Source organism: Streptomyces sp. NPDC017056, from assembly GCF_044332485.1.
Classification (GTDB): Bacteria; Actinomycetota; Actinomycetes; order Streptomycetales; family Streptomycetaceae; genus Streptomyces.
In genome coordinates, this window is sequence record NZ_JBIRPD010000011.1 from 1 (window position 1) to 14,189 (window position 14,189).

The following is a 14,189-nucleotide window of genomic DNA, read 5'->3' on the forward strand; positions in this document are numbered from 1 at the left end:
CCGGTGGGTGGGGGGCCGGGGCCCCGCAGGGGTCTCTCCTCACCGCAGTCGCGGAAGCCTTGTCTGGAAAGCTGAACCTGGTGTTGCGACGTGTCGGCTGCGGGGAGCCCCCTGCGTGTCCCCGGCCCCAAGGCCGGTAGGCGACTATCCCGCCGTCGTGGCCGAGGCCCCCCGAAGGGGGCAGTTCTTTGCCTTTCCCCGGGTGCCCGGTGGCGACATCGCCCCTGGTTGCTGCGCTGCTGGTGTCTTTTTCCTCCCCCACCCCCACTCGCGCGGGGGTGCGGAACCGGCCGGAGGGGACGTGCAGGGGGGTGTCCCCGCAGCCGACAGCTCGCAACACCAGGTTCAGCGTTCAAGACATGGTTCGCGCGAGTGCGGTGAGGAGTCACCCCCCTGCGCGGCCCCGACCCACAACGAAACCAGCGCAACCCCGCGCGAAGCGCGAACCGCAACCCCGCGCGAAGCGCGCACCGCAACCCCGCGCGACAGCGCGAACGCCGCGCGCAGCGCAACGCGTACAAACCGCGCGCGAAGCGCGCATCCGTTCCTACGCTGGAGTGACACGTAGTGTCCAACGTGACGGAATGTGATTGCGAGGTCCGGTGACGGACAACAGGCTTCGGGCCGTGGTGGCGCTGGCGCAAGCGCTCGCCGCCGCCCACACCCCGTGTGACTCGGTGCGGGCCGCCGCTGAGGGGACGCGGGCGGCCCTGGGGGGCGCCTTCGCGGCGATTTCGACGTGGGAGCGGGAGCTGGGCCGGCTGAAGGTGCTGGTCAACGTCGGGGAACTGGCCGAGGGCGAGGTGGAGTTCCCCGAAGGGGAGTCGTACCCGGTGCACGAGTTCCCGGAGATCGCGGGGGGCGGCCAGCCCGACGCCTGGGTCGAGACCGCCGACGGCGGGCCGGGACCGGAGGAGGGGCCAGGCAACCGGCCGTACGGGCGACCGTACAACCACCAGCGCGCGGCCGCGCTGCGCCGTCGCGGCCGCGGCTGCTGCGTGGTCGCTCCGATCGTGTTGCACGGGCGTGCGTGGGGTGAGGTGTACGTGGCCAGGGCGGCCGGCGAGCCGGTTTTCACGCGGGAGGACGCGGAGTTCGCCACCGTGCTGGCCGCGGTCACCGCGGCCGGGCTCGCGCAGACGGAGCGGCTGGCGGAGGCGCGCCGGCTGGCGTTCACGGACGCGTTGACGGGGCTGGCGAACCGCCGCGCGGTGGACATGCGGCTCGACGAGGCGCTGGAGCGGCACCGGCGGGACGGTGCGGTGGTGAGCCTGGTGGTGTGTGATCTGAATGGGCTGAAGCGGGTGAACGACTCGCGCGGGCACGCCGTCGGAGACCGGCTGCTGGAACGATTCGGCTCGGTGCTGTCCCTGTGTGGCGCCATACTGCCGGGCACCCTCGCCGCCCGGCTCGGCGGGGACGAGTTCTGCCTGCTCACGGTGGGACCTTCGGCTGACGAGGTGGCCAAGGTGGCGGGGGAGCTGTGTGCGCGGGCCAAGGAATTGGAGCTGGGCGAGGGGGTCGCCGTCGGCGTCGCCTCGACCGGCGATCCGATCGGGCCCGTGTGGTCGGCCCGGCGGCTGTTCCGGCTGGCGGACGCCGCGCAGTACCGGGCGAAGGGCGCGGGCTCGCGGGGCCCCGTGGTCGCGGGCCGGGAGGGCGGCGCGGACGATCCGGTGGTGCGCCTGGCGGACGCCCCGGAGCGGGCCCCGTCGAAGGAGCGTCGCCGGTTCCGGCGCTGACCCGGCCGCGTAGCGGCCCTCGTGGCGGCCTTCGCAGTGGCCACCGTGGTGACATCCTGGGATTCAGTCTCTAGGGTGCCTGAATATGGATATGCACACTGTGGTGCTGGGGACGTCCGGCACGACCGCACAGGACGTCATCGCCGTCGCCCGCGGCGCCGCCCGTATCGAGCTGTCCGAGGAGGCCACCGCCGCCGTCGCCGCCGCCCGCGCGGTCATCGACGACCTCGCGGCCAAGCCGGACCCGGTGTACGGCGTCTCCACGGGTTTCGGCGCCCTGGCCGTACGGCACATCAGCCCGGACTTGCGGGCCCAGCTCCAGCGCAACATCGTGCGCTCGCACGCCGCCGGCATGGGGCCGCGGGTGGAGCGCGAGGTGGTGCGCGCGCTGATGTTCCTGCGCCTGAAGACGCTGGCCTCGGGGCATACGGGGGTCCGGCCGCTGGTCGTCGGCACGATGGCGGAGATCCTCAACGCGGGCATCACCCCGGTCGTCCACGAGTACGGCTCGCTGGGCTGCTCCGGCGACCTCGCGCCGCTGTCGCACTGCGCGCTGACGCTCATGGGGGAGGGCGAGGCGGAGGGCCCGGACGGCGTCGTGCGGCCGGCCGGCGAGCTGCTCGCCGAGCACGGCATCGCGCCGGTCGAGCTGCGGGAGAAGGAGGGCCTGGCCCTCCTGAACGGGACCGACGGCATGCTCGGCATGCTGATCATGGCCTGTGCCGATCTGGCCCGCCTGTTCACCACCGCGGACATCACCGCGGCCCTCTCGCTGGAGGCGCTGCTCGGTACGGAGAAGGTGCTCGCGCCCGAGCTGCACGCCATCCGCCCGCACCCGGGCCAGGCCGCCTCGGCCGCGAACATGCTCAAGGTGCTGGCCGGTTCGGGACTCACCGGTTACCACCAGGACGACGCGCCGCGTGTGCAGGACGCGTACTCCGTGCGCTGCGCCCCGCAGGTCGCGGGCGCGGGCCGGGACACCCTGGACCACGCGCGGCTGGTGGCGGGCCGCGAGCTGGCCGCCGCCGTGGACAACCCGGTGGTCCTCCCGGACGGCCGGGTCGAGTCGAACGGCAACTTCCACGGCGCGCCGGTCGCCTACGTCCTGGATTTCCTCGCGGTCGCGGTGGCCGACCTCGCCTCGATCGCGGAGCGCCGTACGGACCGGCTGCTGGACAAGAACCGTTCGCACGGCCTGCCCGCCTTCCTGGCAGGCGACCCGGGCGTCGACTCGGGCCTGATGATCGCCCAGTACACGCAGGCGGCGCTGGTCAGCGAGCTGAAGCGGCTGGCCGCGCCCGCTTCGGTGGATTCCATCCCGTCCTCCGCCATGCAGGAGGACCACGTCTCGATGGGCTGGTCGGCGGCGCGCAAGCTGCGTACCGCGGTGGACAACCTGGCCCGGGTGCTCGCCGTCGAGCTGTACGCGGCGACGCGGGCGGTTGAGATGCGCGAGGGCCTGACCCCGGCGCCGGCCACCCGCGCGGTGCTGGACGCCGTACGGGCCGCGGGTATCCAGGGGCCGGGCGAGGACCGTTTCCTCGCGCCCGACCTGGAGGCGGCGTACGGCTTCGTGCGCGACGGCCGGCTGGTCGAGGCGGTCGAGAAGGTCACGGGCGAGCTGGCCTGAGGGCCTGACCTGCGTTTTCGGCTCTGACCTGCGTTTACGGCGGGGTGGGCGGGCGGCCCGCCCCGCCGGACGGCATCGAAGGCCGGCTCTTCTTCGGCAGGTCGGGCCGGTGTCCTAGATCCCGGCGCCGCGCGTACGGCGTACGGAGAAGCCGACCAGCCCGGCGCCGACGCCGAGGAACGCGGCGCCGCCGACGACGTACGGCGTGGTGTCGAAGCCGCCGGTGTCGGCGAGCAGTGTCCCCTGCGCCTGCTGCGCCTGGCCTGTCTGCTGCGCGCTGTGCGGCTGCGTCCGGGGGCTCTGATGGGCCGTCCGGGGGGCGTGCGGCGTCCGTTCGCCGTGTTCGACGGTGGCGTTCGCGGACGGTACGAACCACAGGGCGAGCAGTACCGATCCCGCGGCTGCGGCGGTCAGCAGTGGTCGACGTGCGGTCACGGGCACGGAAACGATCCCCCTTGTGGGCTCGGTGAATTGACCGTTGAAAACAGATGTTAGTGACAGCCGCGGGTCGCGGGGAAGTCAGGACCCGGTGGTGCTTACGCTCCCAGACATGAGCAATGACGAGACATCACGGTTTGTCCGGCTCCATGTCGAACTGGTCATGGAGGTCGCCGACCCTGACCGGCTGACCGGTGCGGCACTCGACCACATCAACGGTGACCCGTCCCTACCCGCTGAGGAGCGCGGGCATGCGCAGGAAACGGTCCAGAGCGATCCGGCGGAGGCGCTGGCGTACCTCGTGGACCCCTTCGACCTGGTCGAGGGGGTGCCCGGCGTGGAGCTGACGCAGGCGTCGTGGAGCAGTGAGGAGATCGAGTACGACGCCGACGCGGAGTGGGTCCTCGGGCACGACGCGGAGGACGACGGCCTCCCGGAGGACGACGACGCCGAGGCGGGCGCCGGGGATGACGCGCGCGACCGGGACGGGGTGCGGGTCCGCTTCTGAGGCGTACGGCCTCCGAGGCGCACGGCCGCCGCCGCGCGGCTCCCGGACGACGCCCGCCGCCGTCCGGGAGCCGGGTGGCGTTTCCCACATACGTCTTGGGTGTGGAACGGACGAAACGGAACAGACGTTCCTGAGGTGTCGCCCGGCGGTCTGCGGTGCGGCGCCCGGCTCGGGGGTTTCGGGTTCGGCAGCAAGGCAATGGAGAATCGTGTGATGACGGACAGCAAGCGTCGCAAGGGGCTCATAGCCACCGCCGCGCTGCTCGGGGGTGTGCTGACACTCGGGGCGTGCGGTGGCGGTGACGGCGGCGACGGAAGCGGCCACGACAACACGAAGAAGGTCGACGAGGCGGCGGCGAAGGACGCCTCGGAAGCCAAAATCAAGATCGAACCGAAGAACGGCTCGACCGACGCGGGCATCAACAGCGCCGCCGAGGTCACCGTCGAAGGCGGCAAGCTCACCGACGTCAAGATGACCGCCGGCGAGGACAAGAAGCCGGTCGAGGGCACGCTCGCGGCGGACGGCTCCTCCTGGAAGCCGAAGAAGCAGCTGGAGCGCTCGACCAAGTACACGATCACCGCCCACGCCGCCGACGCCGACGGCCGCAAGGCGGTGGAGAACTCGACCTTCACCACGGTCTCCCCGAAGAACAGCTTCATAGGCAACTACACGCCGGAGGACGGCTCGACCGTCGGCGTGGGCATGCCGGTGTCGGTCAACTTCGACAAGCCGGTGAAGAACAAGAAGGACGTCGAGTCCGCGATCAAGGTGGCCTCCAGCAGCAACCAGGAGGTCGTCGGCCACTGGTTCGGCGACCAGCGCCTGGACTTCCGCCCGAAGGACTACTGGAAGCCCAACTCCAAGATCACCATGGACCTGAAGCTGGACGGCGTCGAGGCCGCGCCCGGCGTCAAGGGCGTCCAGAACAAGACGGTGAACTTCCGGATCGGCCGCTCGCAGGTCAGCACCGTCGACGCGAAGACCCACAAGATGACCGTGGTCCGCGATGGCAAGACGATCAAGACCATCCCGATCTCCGCGGGCAGCAAGGACCACCCCACCTACAACGGCAAGATGGTGGTCTCGGAGAAGTACAAGCAGACCCGGATGGACGGCTCCACGGTCGGCTTCACCAACAACGACGGCAAAGGCGAGTACGACATCCCCGACGTGCCGCACGCCATGCGCCTGTCCAGCTCCGGCACGTTCCTGCACGGCAACTACTGGGGCAAGGGCATCTTCGGCAACGCCAACACCAGCCACGGCTGCATCGGCCTGGAGGACGTGAAGGGCGCCGGCGACCCGGGCACGGACGGCGCCTGGTTCTACGAGAACTCGCTGATCGGCGACGTCGTCCACATGGTCAACTCCCCGGACCGGACCATCAAGCCGGACAACGGCCTCAACGGCTGGAACATGGACTGGAACGAGTGGGTCGCGGGCAGCGCCGTGAAGTAGCGCACCCCGACCCTCCGAGGGCGGGCCCCCGCCGGTGCGCAGGCGGGGGCCCGCCCTCCGTATCGTGACCACGTGAGCAAGCGCAAGGACGGACAGCGGCAGCAGGGCCGGGCCGCCGCCGGAGAACTGGTCGGCACCGTACTGGGCAGCGTCCGGTACGCCCAGGACGGGTCGCCCGCGGAAGACGCCCTTGAGGCCGGGGCCTCGATGCTGGCAGCGGCCCCCGCGGGCCCGGAGGTCGTCAGCGCCGCGCTGCTGGCCGCGGCGGAGGACGCCGTACGTCGCTGCTGGCAGGGCGGCTGGCAGCCCGCCGACCTGGAACGGATCGTACGGCGGGAGACGGGCGGCGGCCCGCGTACCGCTGTCGTCGTGGACGCGATGGCCGCCGAAGCACGGCGTACGGGGCACGCGGCGCAGTCCGGCCGCGGCGCGCGCTGGGCGGCCCAGCTGCGCGACCTCGAAGCCGAGGTCTGGTGGACCTCGGAAACCGGCTACCTGGAGGAGCTGGCGCGCCGCCTCCGCACGTCGCGCTTCGAGGCCACCTACGACGTACTGGCAGCGCTGCGCGTCCTGGGGCGGCTGCCCCGCATCACGCCCCTGCCGGCCGCCAGCCCGGCACGCGCGAACACACCCGCCGAGTCCCGGACCCTGGGCCGTATCCGCGGCCTGCTCGCCAAGGCCGAAGCCACGGACTACCCGGAGGAGGCGGAGGCGCTGTCGGCCAAGGCCCAGGAGCTGATGGCCCGGCACAGCATCGACGAAGCGCTGCTCGACCACACCGGCGACGGCGGCAGCGCCGGCCACGGCCGGGCCGCGGGCCCCTCCGCCATCCGCATCGGCATCGAAGGACCGTACGAGCAGGCGAAGGCGCTGCTGCTCGACGCCGTCGCCGCCGCCAACCGCTGCCAGGCGGTCTGGTCCGGCGACGTGGGCTTCTCCACGCTCATCGGCTTCGAAGCCGACCTGGAGTCCGCCGAACTCCTCTACACGTCACTGCTCCTCCAAGCCACCACCGCCATGCACCGCGCGGGCGACGAGCACCACAGCCGCGGCCGGTCCCGCCGGACCCGCGACTTCCGGCAGACGTTCCTCGTCGCGTACGCCGACCGCATCCGCACCCGCCTGGCGGCAGCCACCGACGAAGCCACCACCGAGGCCGTGGATAGCGCCCCGGACCTCCTCCCGGTCCTGGCCGCCCGCGAGGTCGCCGTGGCGGAAACCACCGGCGAACTGTTCCCCGACACCGCCGCCGTCCGGATGCGGGGCGTACGCGACGCCGACGGCTGGGAACAGGGAGCCGCAGCGGCCGACCGCGCCCGCTTGGGCCACCAAAGGCCCTGACCCCGGCGACGGTCCGCGAAGCCCCCCGCACCACCGTCAGCCGGACGCGACGCCGAGCGGCGACGCAGCGACCTCGCCGGACCGTTTCACCGCATGGCAGGCTCCCGGATCGTCGTCGCCCTCGGCCGTCACCGTGGCGGCGATGACGGCGTCCAGCTTCTCCCGTGCGGCCAGCAGGCCGGCCACGGCCTCGTCGATGCGTTCACGTTCCCGGTGCAGGTCCGGCAGCATGCCGGAACAGGCCGGCGCCAGGATCTGCCCGTCGTCGACCATGCAGGGCATCAGTTCGGCGATCGTGGCGGTACCGAGACCGGCGCCGAGCAGCATGCGGATGCCCCGGACGGTGGCGATGTCCGCTTCGGCGAACTCGCGATATCCGCTCGGCCGCCGCGACGGCTTGAGCAGCCCCTGCTCCTCGTAGTAGCGCAGCAGGCGTTGGCTGACCCCGGTCCGCCGGGAGAACTCCCCCATACGCATGTGACGACCACCACGTCCAGTTGACTCTCACACCGATGTGAGACAGCAGTCTAGGCCGCATGACTGACAAGCCATCAACAGTGCCTCACCCCACCCCCGTTACGGTCATCGGCCTCGGCCCCATGGGCCTCGCCCTCGCCGAAGCACTGCTGCAACACGGCCACCCCACCACCGTCTGGAACCGCACCCCGGAGAAGGCCGACACCCTCGTCGCCAAGGGCGCCCGCCGCGCGGAGACGGTTGCCGAAGCGATATCCGCGAGCCCCGCCACGGTCATGTGCCTCAAGGACTACGCGACCATGTACGCGGTACTCGACTCCGCAGCCGACGCCTTGAAGGGCCGTGCCTTGCTGAACCTCAACTCCGGCACCCCGAACGAGGCCCGAAAAGCGCTCAATTGGGCGACCGAACGGCACATCGCCTACCTGGACGGCGCGATCATGGTGCCACCGCCGCTCGTCGGGAACCCCGGGTCCGTCTTCCTCTACAGCGGCGCGCAGCAGGTCTTCGACGAGCACCGGGCGACGCTGGCGAGCATGGGCGACCCCCGGTACCTCGGCTCCGACCCCGGCCTGGCAGTGCTGTACAACACGGCACTGCTCGACCTGATGTACGCGACCATGAACGGCTTCCTGCACGCCACGGCGCTGGCCGGCTCGGCAAACGTCCCGGCGGCCACGTTCGCCGAGCTCGCCCTCGACTGGTTCCTGCCCGCAGTGGTGACCGCAACCCTCACCGAACAGACGCCCGCCCTGGACCAGGGCGACTATCCCGGGGACGCGGGCACCATGGAGATGAACCTCCAAGCGCTCGACCACATCACCCGCACCTGCGCGGAACAGGGCATCAACTCCGACCAGCCGCAGCTCATGAAGGCGATCGCCGAACAGGCGATCGCCCAGGGCCACAGCGGCAAGAACTACCTGGCCGTACACGAAGTCTTCAAGAAACCGACCCGGTCGGCCCAGCCCCGCCTCCCCGGCTAAACCCCCACCCCAAACACCCCCGCATCCCCCGCCGTCACCCGGGCCGCCACCACTCCGTCGGCCACCCGCCGGATCTCCTGCTCCACCCGCACCTCGTCCTGCTGGAGTTCCCCGGGCTCGCCGCGGCCGCGGCACGTACGCCGGCTCAGTGAACGCCGACCCCGGGGACCAGGGCGACGAGCCCCGAGAGGAAACTCCCCAGCCCGGCCAGCGTGACGACGACGGCCTTACCGTCCGAGAACAGCCCCGCGCAGAACGTGCGCACCTGCCGCCGGACGATCAGCATCTTCAGCTTCTGCCACCGGTGCTGGCGGATGTGGCACCCCAACAGCAACCCGTAGGCGTTGTTGCGACAGCCGCCCGAGCGTCCGCGGACCGGGGCGCCGCACGGCATCGGCGCCTGGAAGAAGCTCCAGAAAAACACGGCAGCGGAAAGGACGACCACCACAGCAGGACCCGCCGCGGCATGCACCCACGCCGCAATCAGCAAAACACCGGCCAGAACACCCCACCACTGCCGCAGCCCGCCGAGTCGTCCGCCCCGTGCCCCCGAAGTCGCCATGAGAAAAGGGTGGCGGCTCGGGGGCACGATGACGCCCGGAAAGAGCCGTTCGTCTGAAAGTGAGACTGGGCCTTCCGCAGCAGGCACCCCACCGATCCACCGGCCCCGGCCCGCGAGTAACACCCCACAGGGAAGGTTGACTTCAAGGCCAGGTAGTAGGCGCCGAGATCTTCGCCCGCTCGGGGCGGAGAGCTGGCGGGGAGCTGCTCGTGGTCTGCGTTGATCAGCGCTCGGCGAAGCGGGGCTCCGGCCGCAGGTCGGCCGTCGCGCAGTCGCAACCGCACCTGTCGGTCACCCGGGCGTACGGAAGTTGAGCCCGCAGCGCGCTCAGCGTCGTCGCGATCTCCGGCGGGAGGGCCTCAGCCTTCCGCCTTCGCCACCCCCACCGGGCAGCTCACCCCCGTGCCCCCGATTCCGCAGTAGCCTGCCGGGTTCTTGTCCAGGTACTGCTGGTGGTAGCCCTCGGCGGGGTAGAAGGGGCGGTCCGGGGTGGCGGGGAGGATTTCGGTGGTGATGTCGCCGTAGCCGGAGGAGTGGAGGACGGACTGGTAGGCGGTGCGGGAGGCTTCGGCGGCTTCTTGGTCGGCGGGGGAGTGGGTGTAGATCGCAGAGCGGTACTGGGTGCCGGTGTCGTTGCCCTGGCGGAAGCCCTGGGTGGGGTCGTGGGACTCCCAGAAGAGCTTCAGGAGGGTGGCGTAGGAGACCTGCGCGGGGTCGTAGACGACGCGGACCGCCTCGGTGTGGCCGGTGAGGCCGCTGCACACCTCTTCGTAGGTGGGGTTGGGGGTGTGACCGCCCTGGTAGCCGGCCAGGGTCGTCCAGACGCCCTCGGTCTGCCAGAACTTGCGTTCGGCGCCCCAGAAGCAGCCCAGGCCGAAGTCGGCGATGCGGAGGTGGGCGGGGTAGGGGCCGAGGAGCGGGTTGCCGAGGACCGTGTGGCGGTCGGGGACGGTGAAGTCGCGCTCGGGACGGCCTTTCAGGGCCTCCTCGGGGGTGGGGAGCGCGTTCTTGAAGCGGTTGAACAGCATGTGATCAGGCTCCGGGAGGTGAGGAGGGGCGTCGGGCGGCCTCTAGAGGTGGCCTCTAGGGGGCTCTCAGGTGGTCTCTGAGGGAACGTTTCGGGGGCGGGGGGCATTCCGGGAGCGGAGGCGGGAGGCCGCCGGTGGCTACGGCTGCGGGCGGAAGTCCGCCGACGTGCCGCCGCCCCGTTCCCAGCCGGCGACGGCCAGGGCGCGGTACGCGGCGTACTCGGCGGCGGGGCTGCTGCCGTACGACCACGGGACCGCGCCGACGTGGCCGTCGACCAGGCGGAGCTGCTCCAGTGCCTCCGCGTAGCGCTCGGCGCGGACGAGGAACCAGATGAGCAGGTGCCGGACGTGCGGGGCCATGGGGTGGTCGGCGGGGGCTTCGCGCAGGGCGAAGTGCGCGCCTTCCATGGCGCGTTCGACGACGGCGCTCTGGAAGAGGCCGCGCACCATGTTGGCCTCGGGGAGGTGGTCGTAGACGGCGAAGAGGGGGAGGGCCGGGAGCAGGCTCTTGGCGGGGGCGGCCGAGGCGGCGCTCTCGGTGAACGCGGCGGCCTCCTCCTTGGAGCCGTGCCACTTCTGCGACCAGTAGGGCAGGGCGGCGAGGTGGGCGCCCATGTGGTGCGGTGCGCGCTGGGAGACCTTCGACCACAGGGCGTCGTAGTCGGCGCGGCGGTCGCCGAGGCCGCGGGCGACGGCCAGTTCCGTGATGTACGGGACGGGGCTGCCGGGGGCCAGCAGGGCCGCCTCGTGGCAGACCGTGCGGGCCTCCTCCAGGATCATGCGGAAGTCCTGCGAGCCGGGATCGCGGAGCGCCTGGAGGACGAGGAACTGGGCGTGCGTCTGGGCGCCGCCGGGGTCCTTGGGCGCCTCCGAGCGCCACGTACGCAGCCAGATGCCGCCCTGCCCGGGCCGCTCCGCCAGCTCGAACGCGGCGGCTCCGGCGAGCGTCTGCACGCGCTGCCAGCGGCGCTCCCAGTCCTCGCCGGTGGCGCTGAGCAGCTGGGCGGCCGGGCGCCAGTCGTGGGTGCGCCGGATCTCGTCGAGGGCCTCTTCCAGCTCCCGGTCGGGCCCCGGCAGCCGTACGTCCAGCTCGTGGGCCGGTACGAATCCGTAGCCCGCCGTCGGGTCGGCGGCCACCGTCAGCCCTTGCCGGGCCTGCTGCGCGGCCTGCCTGCGCCGTAGCCAGGGCAGCAGGACGAGACCGCCGAGGGCGGCAGCGGCGAAGAGAACCAGCAGAGCGTCCATGTGGTGAGTCTCGGATTCCGGTCGTGGGAGGGAGGCGGGCTGTGGGTGGGGCGCGAATGTGTCTTGTATGTATCCACTATCCAGCGAAGCAGAAAGTTCCGAAAAGTTCGCGGGTGTGGACGACTACCCTCGGCAGGCATGAGCGATCAGCGCGAACAGCGCCCCCAGAATTTCGAAACCCTCGCCATCCACGCTGGTCAGGAGCCCGACGAGGCGACCGGCGCGGTGGTGACGCCCATCTACCAGGTGTCCACCTACAAGCAGGACGGCGTGGGCGGCCTGCGCGGCGGCTACGAGTACAGCCGCAGCGCCAACCCGACCCGTACCGCCCTGGAAGGGAACCTGGCCGCCCTCGACGGCGGCAGCCGCGGCCTGGCCTTCGCCTCCGGGCTCGCGGCCGAGGACTGCCTGCTGCGGACCCTTCTGGTCCCCGGGGACCACGTGGTCATCCCCAATGACGCGTACGGCGGTACGTTCCGCCTCATCTCCAAGGTCGTCGAGCGGTGGGGTGTGGAGTGGTCCGTCGCCGACACCTCCGACCCGCAGGCCGTACGGGACGCCCTGCGCCCCCGTACGAAGGCGATCTGGGTGGAGACGCCCAGCAACCCGCTGCTCGGCATCACGGACATCGCCGCGCTCGCGGCCGTCGCGCGCGACGCCGGGGTCCGCCTGGTCGTCGACAACACCTTCGCGAGCCCCTACCTCCAGCAGCCGCTCGCCCTCGGCGCGGACGTCGTGGTCTACTCCACGACCAAGTACATGGGCGGCCACTCGGACGTGGTCGGCGGCGCGCTCGTCGTCAACGACGCCGAGCTGGGCGACGAACTGGCCTACCACCAGAACGCGATGGGCGCGGTCGCCGGCCCCTTCGACGCGTGGCTGGTGATGCGCGGCCTCAAGACGCTGGCCGTACGGATGGACCGGCACAGCGCCAACGCGGCCCGCATCGCCGATCTGCTCGCCGCGCACGACAAGGTCACCCAGGTCTACTACCCGGGCCTGGCGGAGCACCCCGGTCACGAGACCGCCGCCAAGCAGATGCGTTCCTTCGGCGGCATGGTGTCCTTCCGCGTCGCGGGCGGCGAGCAGGCCGCGGTGGAGGTCTGCAACCGCGCCAAGCTGTTCACCCTCGGCGAGTCGCTGGGCGGCGTGGAGTCGCTGATCGAGCACCCGGGCCGGATGACGCACGCCTCGACGGCGGGGTCGCTGCTGGAGGTGCCGAACGACCTCGTACGGCTGTCGGTCGGCATCGAGGCGATCGACGACCTGGTGGCGGACCTCACCCAGGCGCTCGGCTGAGGGAGCGCGCCGGTGCGCCGCGGCTCACCACCCTTCCAGAGGAGGGGTGGTGCGCACCGGCGGCGGCAGCCACGGCTGGTCGACGGCCGCCCAGACCAGGAGCGCGGCCAGCGCCGCCAGGGCCAGCAGCCACAGCGCGTGGCGGGTCCGGCGCCGGCGGACGAGCAGCCGGCGGCCGCGCTCGGCCGCGCGGAGCGCCAGGTCGGGCGGGACCAGCGGGTGCGGCCCGTCCAGCATCCGCCGCACCTCGGCCTCCTTGCGGTCCGGGAGGTTCACGGCGCCGCCGCTCCGGTGAGCCCCGTACGGCCGGCGGGCGGCTTGCTGCGCATCTGCCCCACGGCCCGCAGGCACAGCGCGTGGACGCGCTCGGCGGGCAGGCCCAGCTGTGCCGCGGTCTGTTCCTCGGCCACGCCCTCGCAGAGCCGCAGGACGAGCACCAGCCGTTCCTGCGGGGTCAGCCGCTCCAGGAGGCCGCCGGCCGGCGGCCCCGCCCCGGGGAGCAGCGCGCGGGGGAGGCGGTGGCGCCAGGCGGAATGCGCGTAGTGGGCGGCCATCTCTTGGCGGGCGCGGTCGTACGGGTCCTCGCCGCGCAGCCGGTCCCAGACGACGTACGTGCGCGCCAGCGCCACCGTGAGCAGCCGTTCGGCGGCGGGCGCCGGGCGGTCGCCGGGCTCCGCGGTCAGGAGCGTGGCGGCATGCAGCAGACGGCCGGCCGCGCCCGCGACGAACGCCTCGAACTCCCGGGCACGACGGCGTTCCTGTGCTGCCCGCCGCTCTCGCACAGCTACATGGCACGGCAGGCCCGGCACCGGGTCAAGAGGCGGCCGGGAAAAACCGGGCCGCGAGTCCGTGGCCCGGCCTCGCCGCGGCCCGGCTGCGGGGCGGCGGGGTGCCCGCCGCGGGCCCGGCGGCCTGCCGGGAACCGCTGGTCAGGAGCTGGAAGGCACCGGGGGCAGGGTCGCCGTGACGGTGGACAGGGAGGCGTTGAAGCGGGTCAGGAGCGTGCAGAACGCGTCGCGCTCCTCCTCCGTCCACTCCTCGGTGACCAGGGCCATCAGCGCGCGGCGCGAGGCGCGCACCTCCTCCAGGCGGGCCCGGCCGCGCTCGGAGAGCTGGAGCACGACCGCACGCCCGTCCTCGGGGTGCGAGGCGCGGTTGACCAGGCCCGAGTCGACCAGCGGCGCGACCTGGCGGGTGACGGTGGAGGAGTCGATGCCCATGCCGGCGGCCAGCGCCTTGACACCCATCGGGCCCTCTTTGTCCAGGCGGTTGAGGAGCAGATAGGCGGCACGGTCCATGGAATTGCGTGCCTGGCCGACGCCGCCGAGCCGGCTCTGTTCGGCGCGGCGGGCGAAAACGGCGACTTGGTGTTGCAGCGCGTCGAGAAGAGCGGGGTCGGTGTGGGTCGTCATGTCCGAAGAGGTGGGCATGGCCGGGAGCTCGCTTCATGGGATGCGTACGGATTGGGGGACAGA

The 14,189-nt window shown here is 72.1% G+C and carries 15 protein-coding genes; 7 read left to right on the forward strand and 8 right to left on the reverse strand.

Translation table 11 applies throughout. The features are described from left to right. The first annotated feature begins 602 nt into the window (after window positions 1–602). Together ACH4OW_RS20875 and hutH are read left to right on the forward strand one after the other, a co-directional pair. Window positions 603–1,742, forward strand: coding sequence for a diguanylate cyclase domain-containing protein (locus ACH4OW_RS20875; protein WP_398029513.1), 1,140 nt, complete (start codon window positions 603–605; stop codon window positions 1,740–1,742). Window positions 1,743–1,827: 85 nt separating this feature from the next. Further along, entirely contained in the window at window positions 1,828–3,372 is a 1,545-nt protein-coding gene (hutH, locus tag ACH4OW_RS20880; RefSeq protein ID WP_398029515.1) for a histidine ammonia-lyase, read from the forward strand. A gap of 114 nt (window positions 3,373–3,486) precedes the next feature. Here hutH and ACH4OW_RS20885 read toward each other — a convergent pair whose 3' ends face one another. Continuing rightward, window positions 3,487–3,807: a hypothetical protein gene (locus ACH4OW_RS20885; protein WP_398029517.1), complete on the reverse strand. Its 321-nt coding sequence runs from the start codon at window positions 3,805–3,807 to the stop codon at window positions 3,487–3,489. 115 nt (window positions 3,808–3,922) lie between these two features. Between ACH4OW_RS20885 and ACH4OW_RS20890 the strand changes: the two genes are divergently transcribed. The 3 genes from ACH4OW_RS20890 to ACH4OW_RS20900 all read left to right on the forward strand — a co-directional run bounded on the left by ACH4OW_RS20890 (window position 3,923) and on the right by ACH4OW_RS20900 (window position 7,117). After that, a complete protein-coding gene (locus tag ACH4OW_RS20890) occupies window positions 3,923–4,318 on the forward strand; it encodes a hypothetical protein (protein WP_360127369.1) in 396 nt (131 codons plus the stop codon). 198 nt (window positions 4,319–4,516) lie between these two features. Continuing rightward, entirely contained in the window at window positions 4,517–5,776 is a 1,260-nt protein-coding gene (locus ACH4OW_RS20895; RefSeq protein WP_360127371.1) for an Ig-like domain-containing protein, read from the forward strand. Window positions 5,777–5,848: 72 nt separating this feature from the next. Beyond that, window positions 5,849–7,117, forward strand: a complete 1,269-nt coding sequence (locus ACH4OW_RS20900; RefSeq protein ID WP_360127374.1) for a DUF2786 domain-containing protein — start codon at window positions 5,849–5,851, stop codon at window positions 7,115–7,117. A 36-nt stretch (window positions 7,118–7,153) separates the two neighbouring features. Here ACH4OW_RS20900 and ACH4OW_RS20905 read toward each other — a convergent pair whose 3' ends face one another. Next, a complete protein-coding gene (locus ACH4OW_RS20905) occupies window positions 7,154–7,594 on the reverse strand; it encodes a MerR family transcriptional regulator (RefSeq protein ID WP_360127377.1) in 441 nt (146 codons plus the stop codon). Between the two features lie 59 nt (window positions 7,595–7,653). On the opposite strand from ACH4OW_RS20905, the gene ACH4OW_RS20910 reads away from it, so the two are divergent. Further along, entirely contained in the window at window positions 7,654–8,580 is a 927-nt protein-coding gene (locus ACH4OW_RS20910; protein WP_398029520.1) for an NAD(P)-dependent oxidoreductase, read from the forward strand. Between the two features lie 145 nt (window positions 8,581–8,725). On the opposite strand, the gene ACH4OW_RS20915 is transcribed toward ACH4OW_RS20910, so the two are convergent. The 3 genes from ACH4OW_RS20915 to ACH4OW_RS20925 all read right to left on the reverse strand — a co-directional run bounded on the left by ACH4OW_RS20915 (window position 8,726) and on the right by ACH4OW_RS20925 (window position 11,415). Continuing rightward, window positions 8,726–9,142, reverse strand: coding sequence for a hypothetical protein (locus ACH4OW_RS20915; RefSeq protein ID WP_398029522.1), 417 nt, complete (start codon window positions 9,140–9,142; stop codon window positions 8,726–8,728). A gap of 359 nt (window positions 9,143–9,501) precedes the next feature. Next, window positions 9,502–10,170 carry a peptide-methionine (S)-S-oxide reductase MsrA gene (msrA, locus tag ACH4OW_RS20920; protein WP_360127383.1) on the reverse strand — a complete coding sequence of 223 codons (669 nt, stop codon included), beginning with the start codon at window positions 10,168–10,170 and terminating at the stop codon, window positions 9,502–9,504. Window positions 10,171–10,308: 138 nt separating this feature from the next. Beyond that, on the reverse strand, window positions 10,309–11,415 hold the full coding sequence (locus tag ACH4OW_RS20925) for a hypothetical protein (protein ID WP_360127386.1): 1,107 nt from the start codon (window positions 11,413–11,415) through the stop codon (window positions 10,309–10,311). 138 nt (window positions 11,416–11,553) lie between these two features. Here ACH4OW_RS20925 and ACH4OW_RS20930 point away from each other — a divergent pair, with 138 nt between their 5' ends. Then, a complete protein-coding gene (locus ACH4OW_RS20930) occupies window positions 11,554–12,714 on the forward strand; it encodes a cystathionine gamma-synthase (protein WP_398029525.1) in 1,161 nt (386 codons plus the stop codon). A gap of 24 nt (window positions 12,715–12,738) precedes the next feature. Here ACH4OW_RS20930 and ACH4OW_RS20935 read toward each other — a convergent pair whose 3' ends face one another. The 3 genes from ACH4OW_RS20935 to ACH4OW_RS20945 form a co-directional block, all read right to left on the reverse strand. Continuing rightward, window positions 12,739–12,990 (reverse strand): hypothetical protein, encoded by a 252-nt coding sequence (locus ACH4OW_RS20935; RefSeq protein WP_360127392.1) that lies wholly within the window; start codon window positions 12,988–12,990, stop codon window positions 12,739–12,741. Beyond that, complete coding sequence (locus tag ACH4OW_RS20940) at window positions 12,987–13,496, reverse strand: sigma factor-like helix-turn-helix DNA-binding protein (protein ID WP_398029527.1); 510 nt, start codon at window positions 13,494–13,496, stop codon at window positions 12,987–12,989. The genes ACH4OW_RS20935 and ACH4OW_RS20940 overlap by 4 nt, the downstream gene beginning before the upstream one ends. Before the next feature lie 147 nt (window positions 13,497–13,643). Further along, complete coding sequence (locus ACH4OW_RS20945; protein ID WP_360127398.1) at window positions 13,644–14,144, reverse strand: MarR family transcriptional regulator; 501 nt, start codon at window positions 14,142–14,144, stop codon at window positions 13,644–13,646. Window positions 14,145–14,189: the final 45 nt, after the last annotated feature.

Bases quoted from the DNA above. Each gene is read 5' to 3' on its own strand.
- ACH4OW_RS20915 (WP_398029522.1), bottom strand. From the start codon at position 9,142: ATGGCGACTTCGGGGGCACGGGGCGGACGACTCGGCGGGCTGCGGCAG.
- ACH4OW_RS20895 (WP_360127371.1), top strand. From the start codon at position 4,517: ATGGAGAATCGTGTGATGACGGACAGCAAGCGTCGCAAGGGGCTCATA.
- ACH4OW_RS20930 (WP_398029525.1), top strand. From the start codon at position 11,554: ATGAGCGATCAGCGCGAACAGCGCCCCCAGAATTTCGAAACCCTCGCC.
- ACH4OW_RS20905 (WP_360127377.1), bottom strand. From the start codon at position 7,594: ATGCGTATGGGGGAGTTCTCCCGGCGGACCGGGGTCAGCCAACGCCTG.
- msrA (WP_360127383.1), bottom strand. From the start codon at position 10,170: ATGCTGTTCAACCGCTTCAAGAACGCGCTCCCCACCCCCGAGGAGGCC.
- hutH (WP_398029515.1), top strand. From the start codon at position 1,828: ATGGATATGCACACTGTGGTGCTGGGGACGTCCGGCACGACCGCACAG.
- ACH4OW_RS20925 (WP_360127386.1), bottom strand. From the start codon at position 11,415: ATGGACGCTCTGCTGGTTCTCTTCGCCGCTGCCGCCCTCGGCGGTCTC.
- ACH4OW_RS20945 (WP_360127398.1), bottom strand. From the start codon at position 14,144: ATGCCCACCTCTTCGGACATGACGACCCACACCGACCCCGCTCTTCTC.
- ACH4OW_RS20910 (WP_398029520.1), top strand. From the start codon at position 7,654: ATGACTGACAAGCCATCAACAGTGCCTCACCCCACCCCCGTTACGGTC.
- ACH4OW_RS20890 (WP_360127369.1), top strand. From the start codon at position 3,923: ATGAGCAATGACGAGACATCACGGTTTGTCCGGCTCCATGTCGAACTG.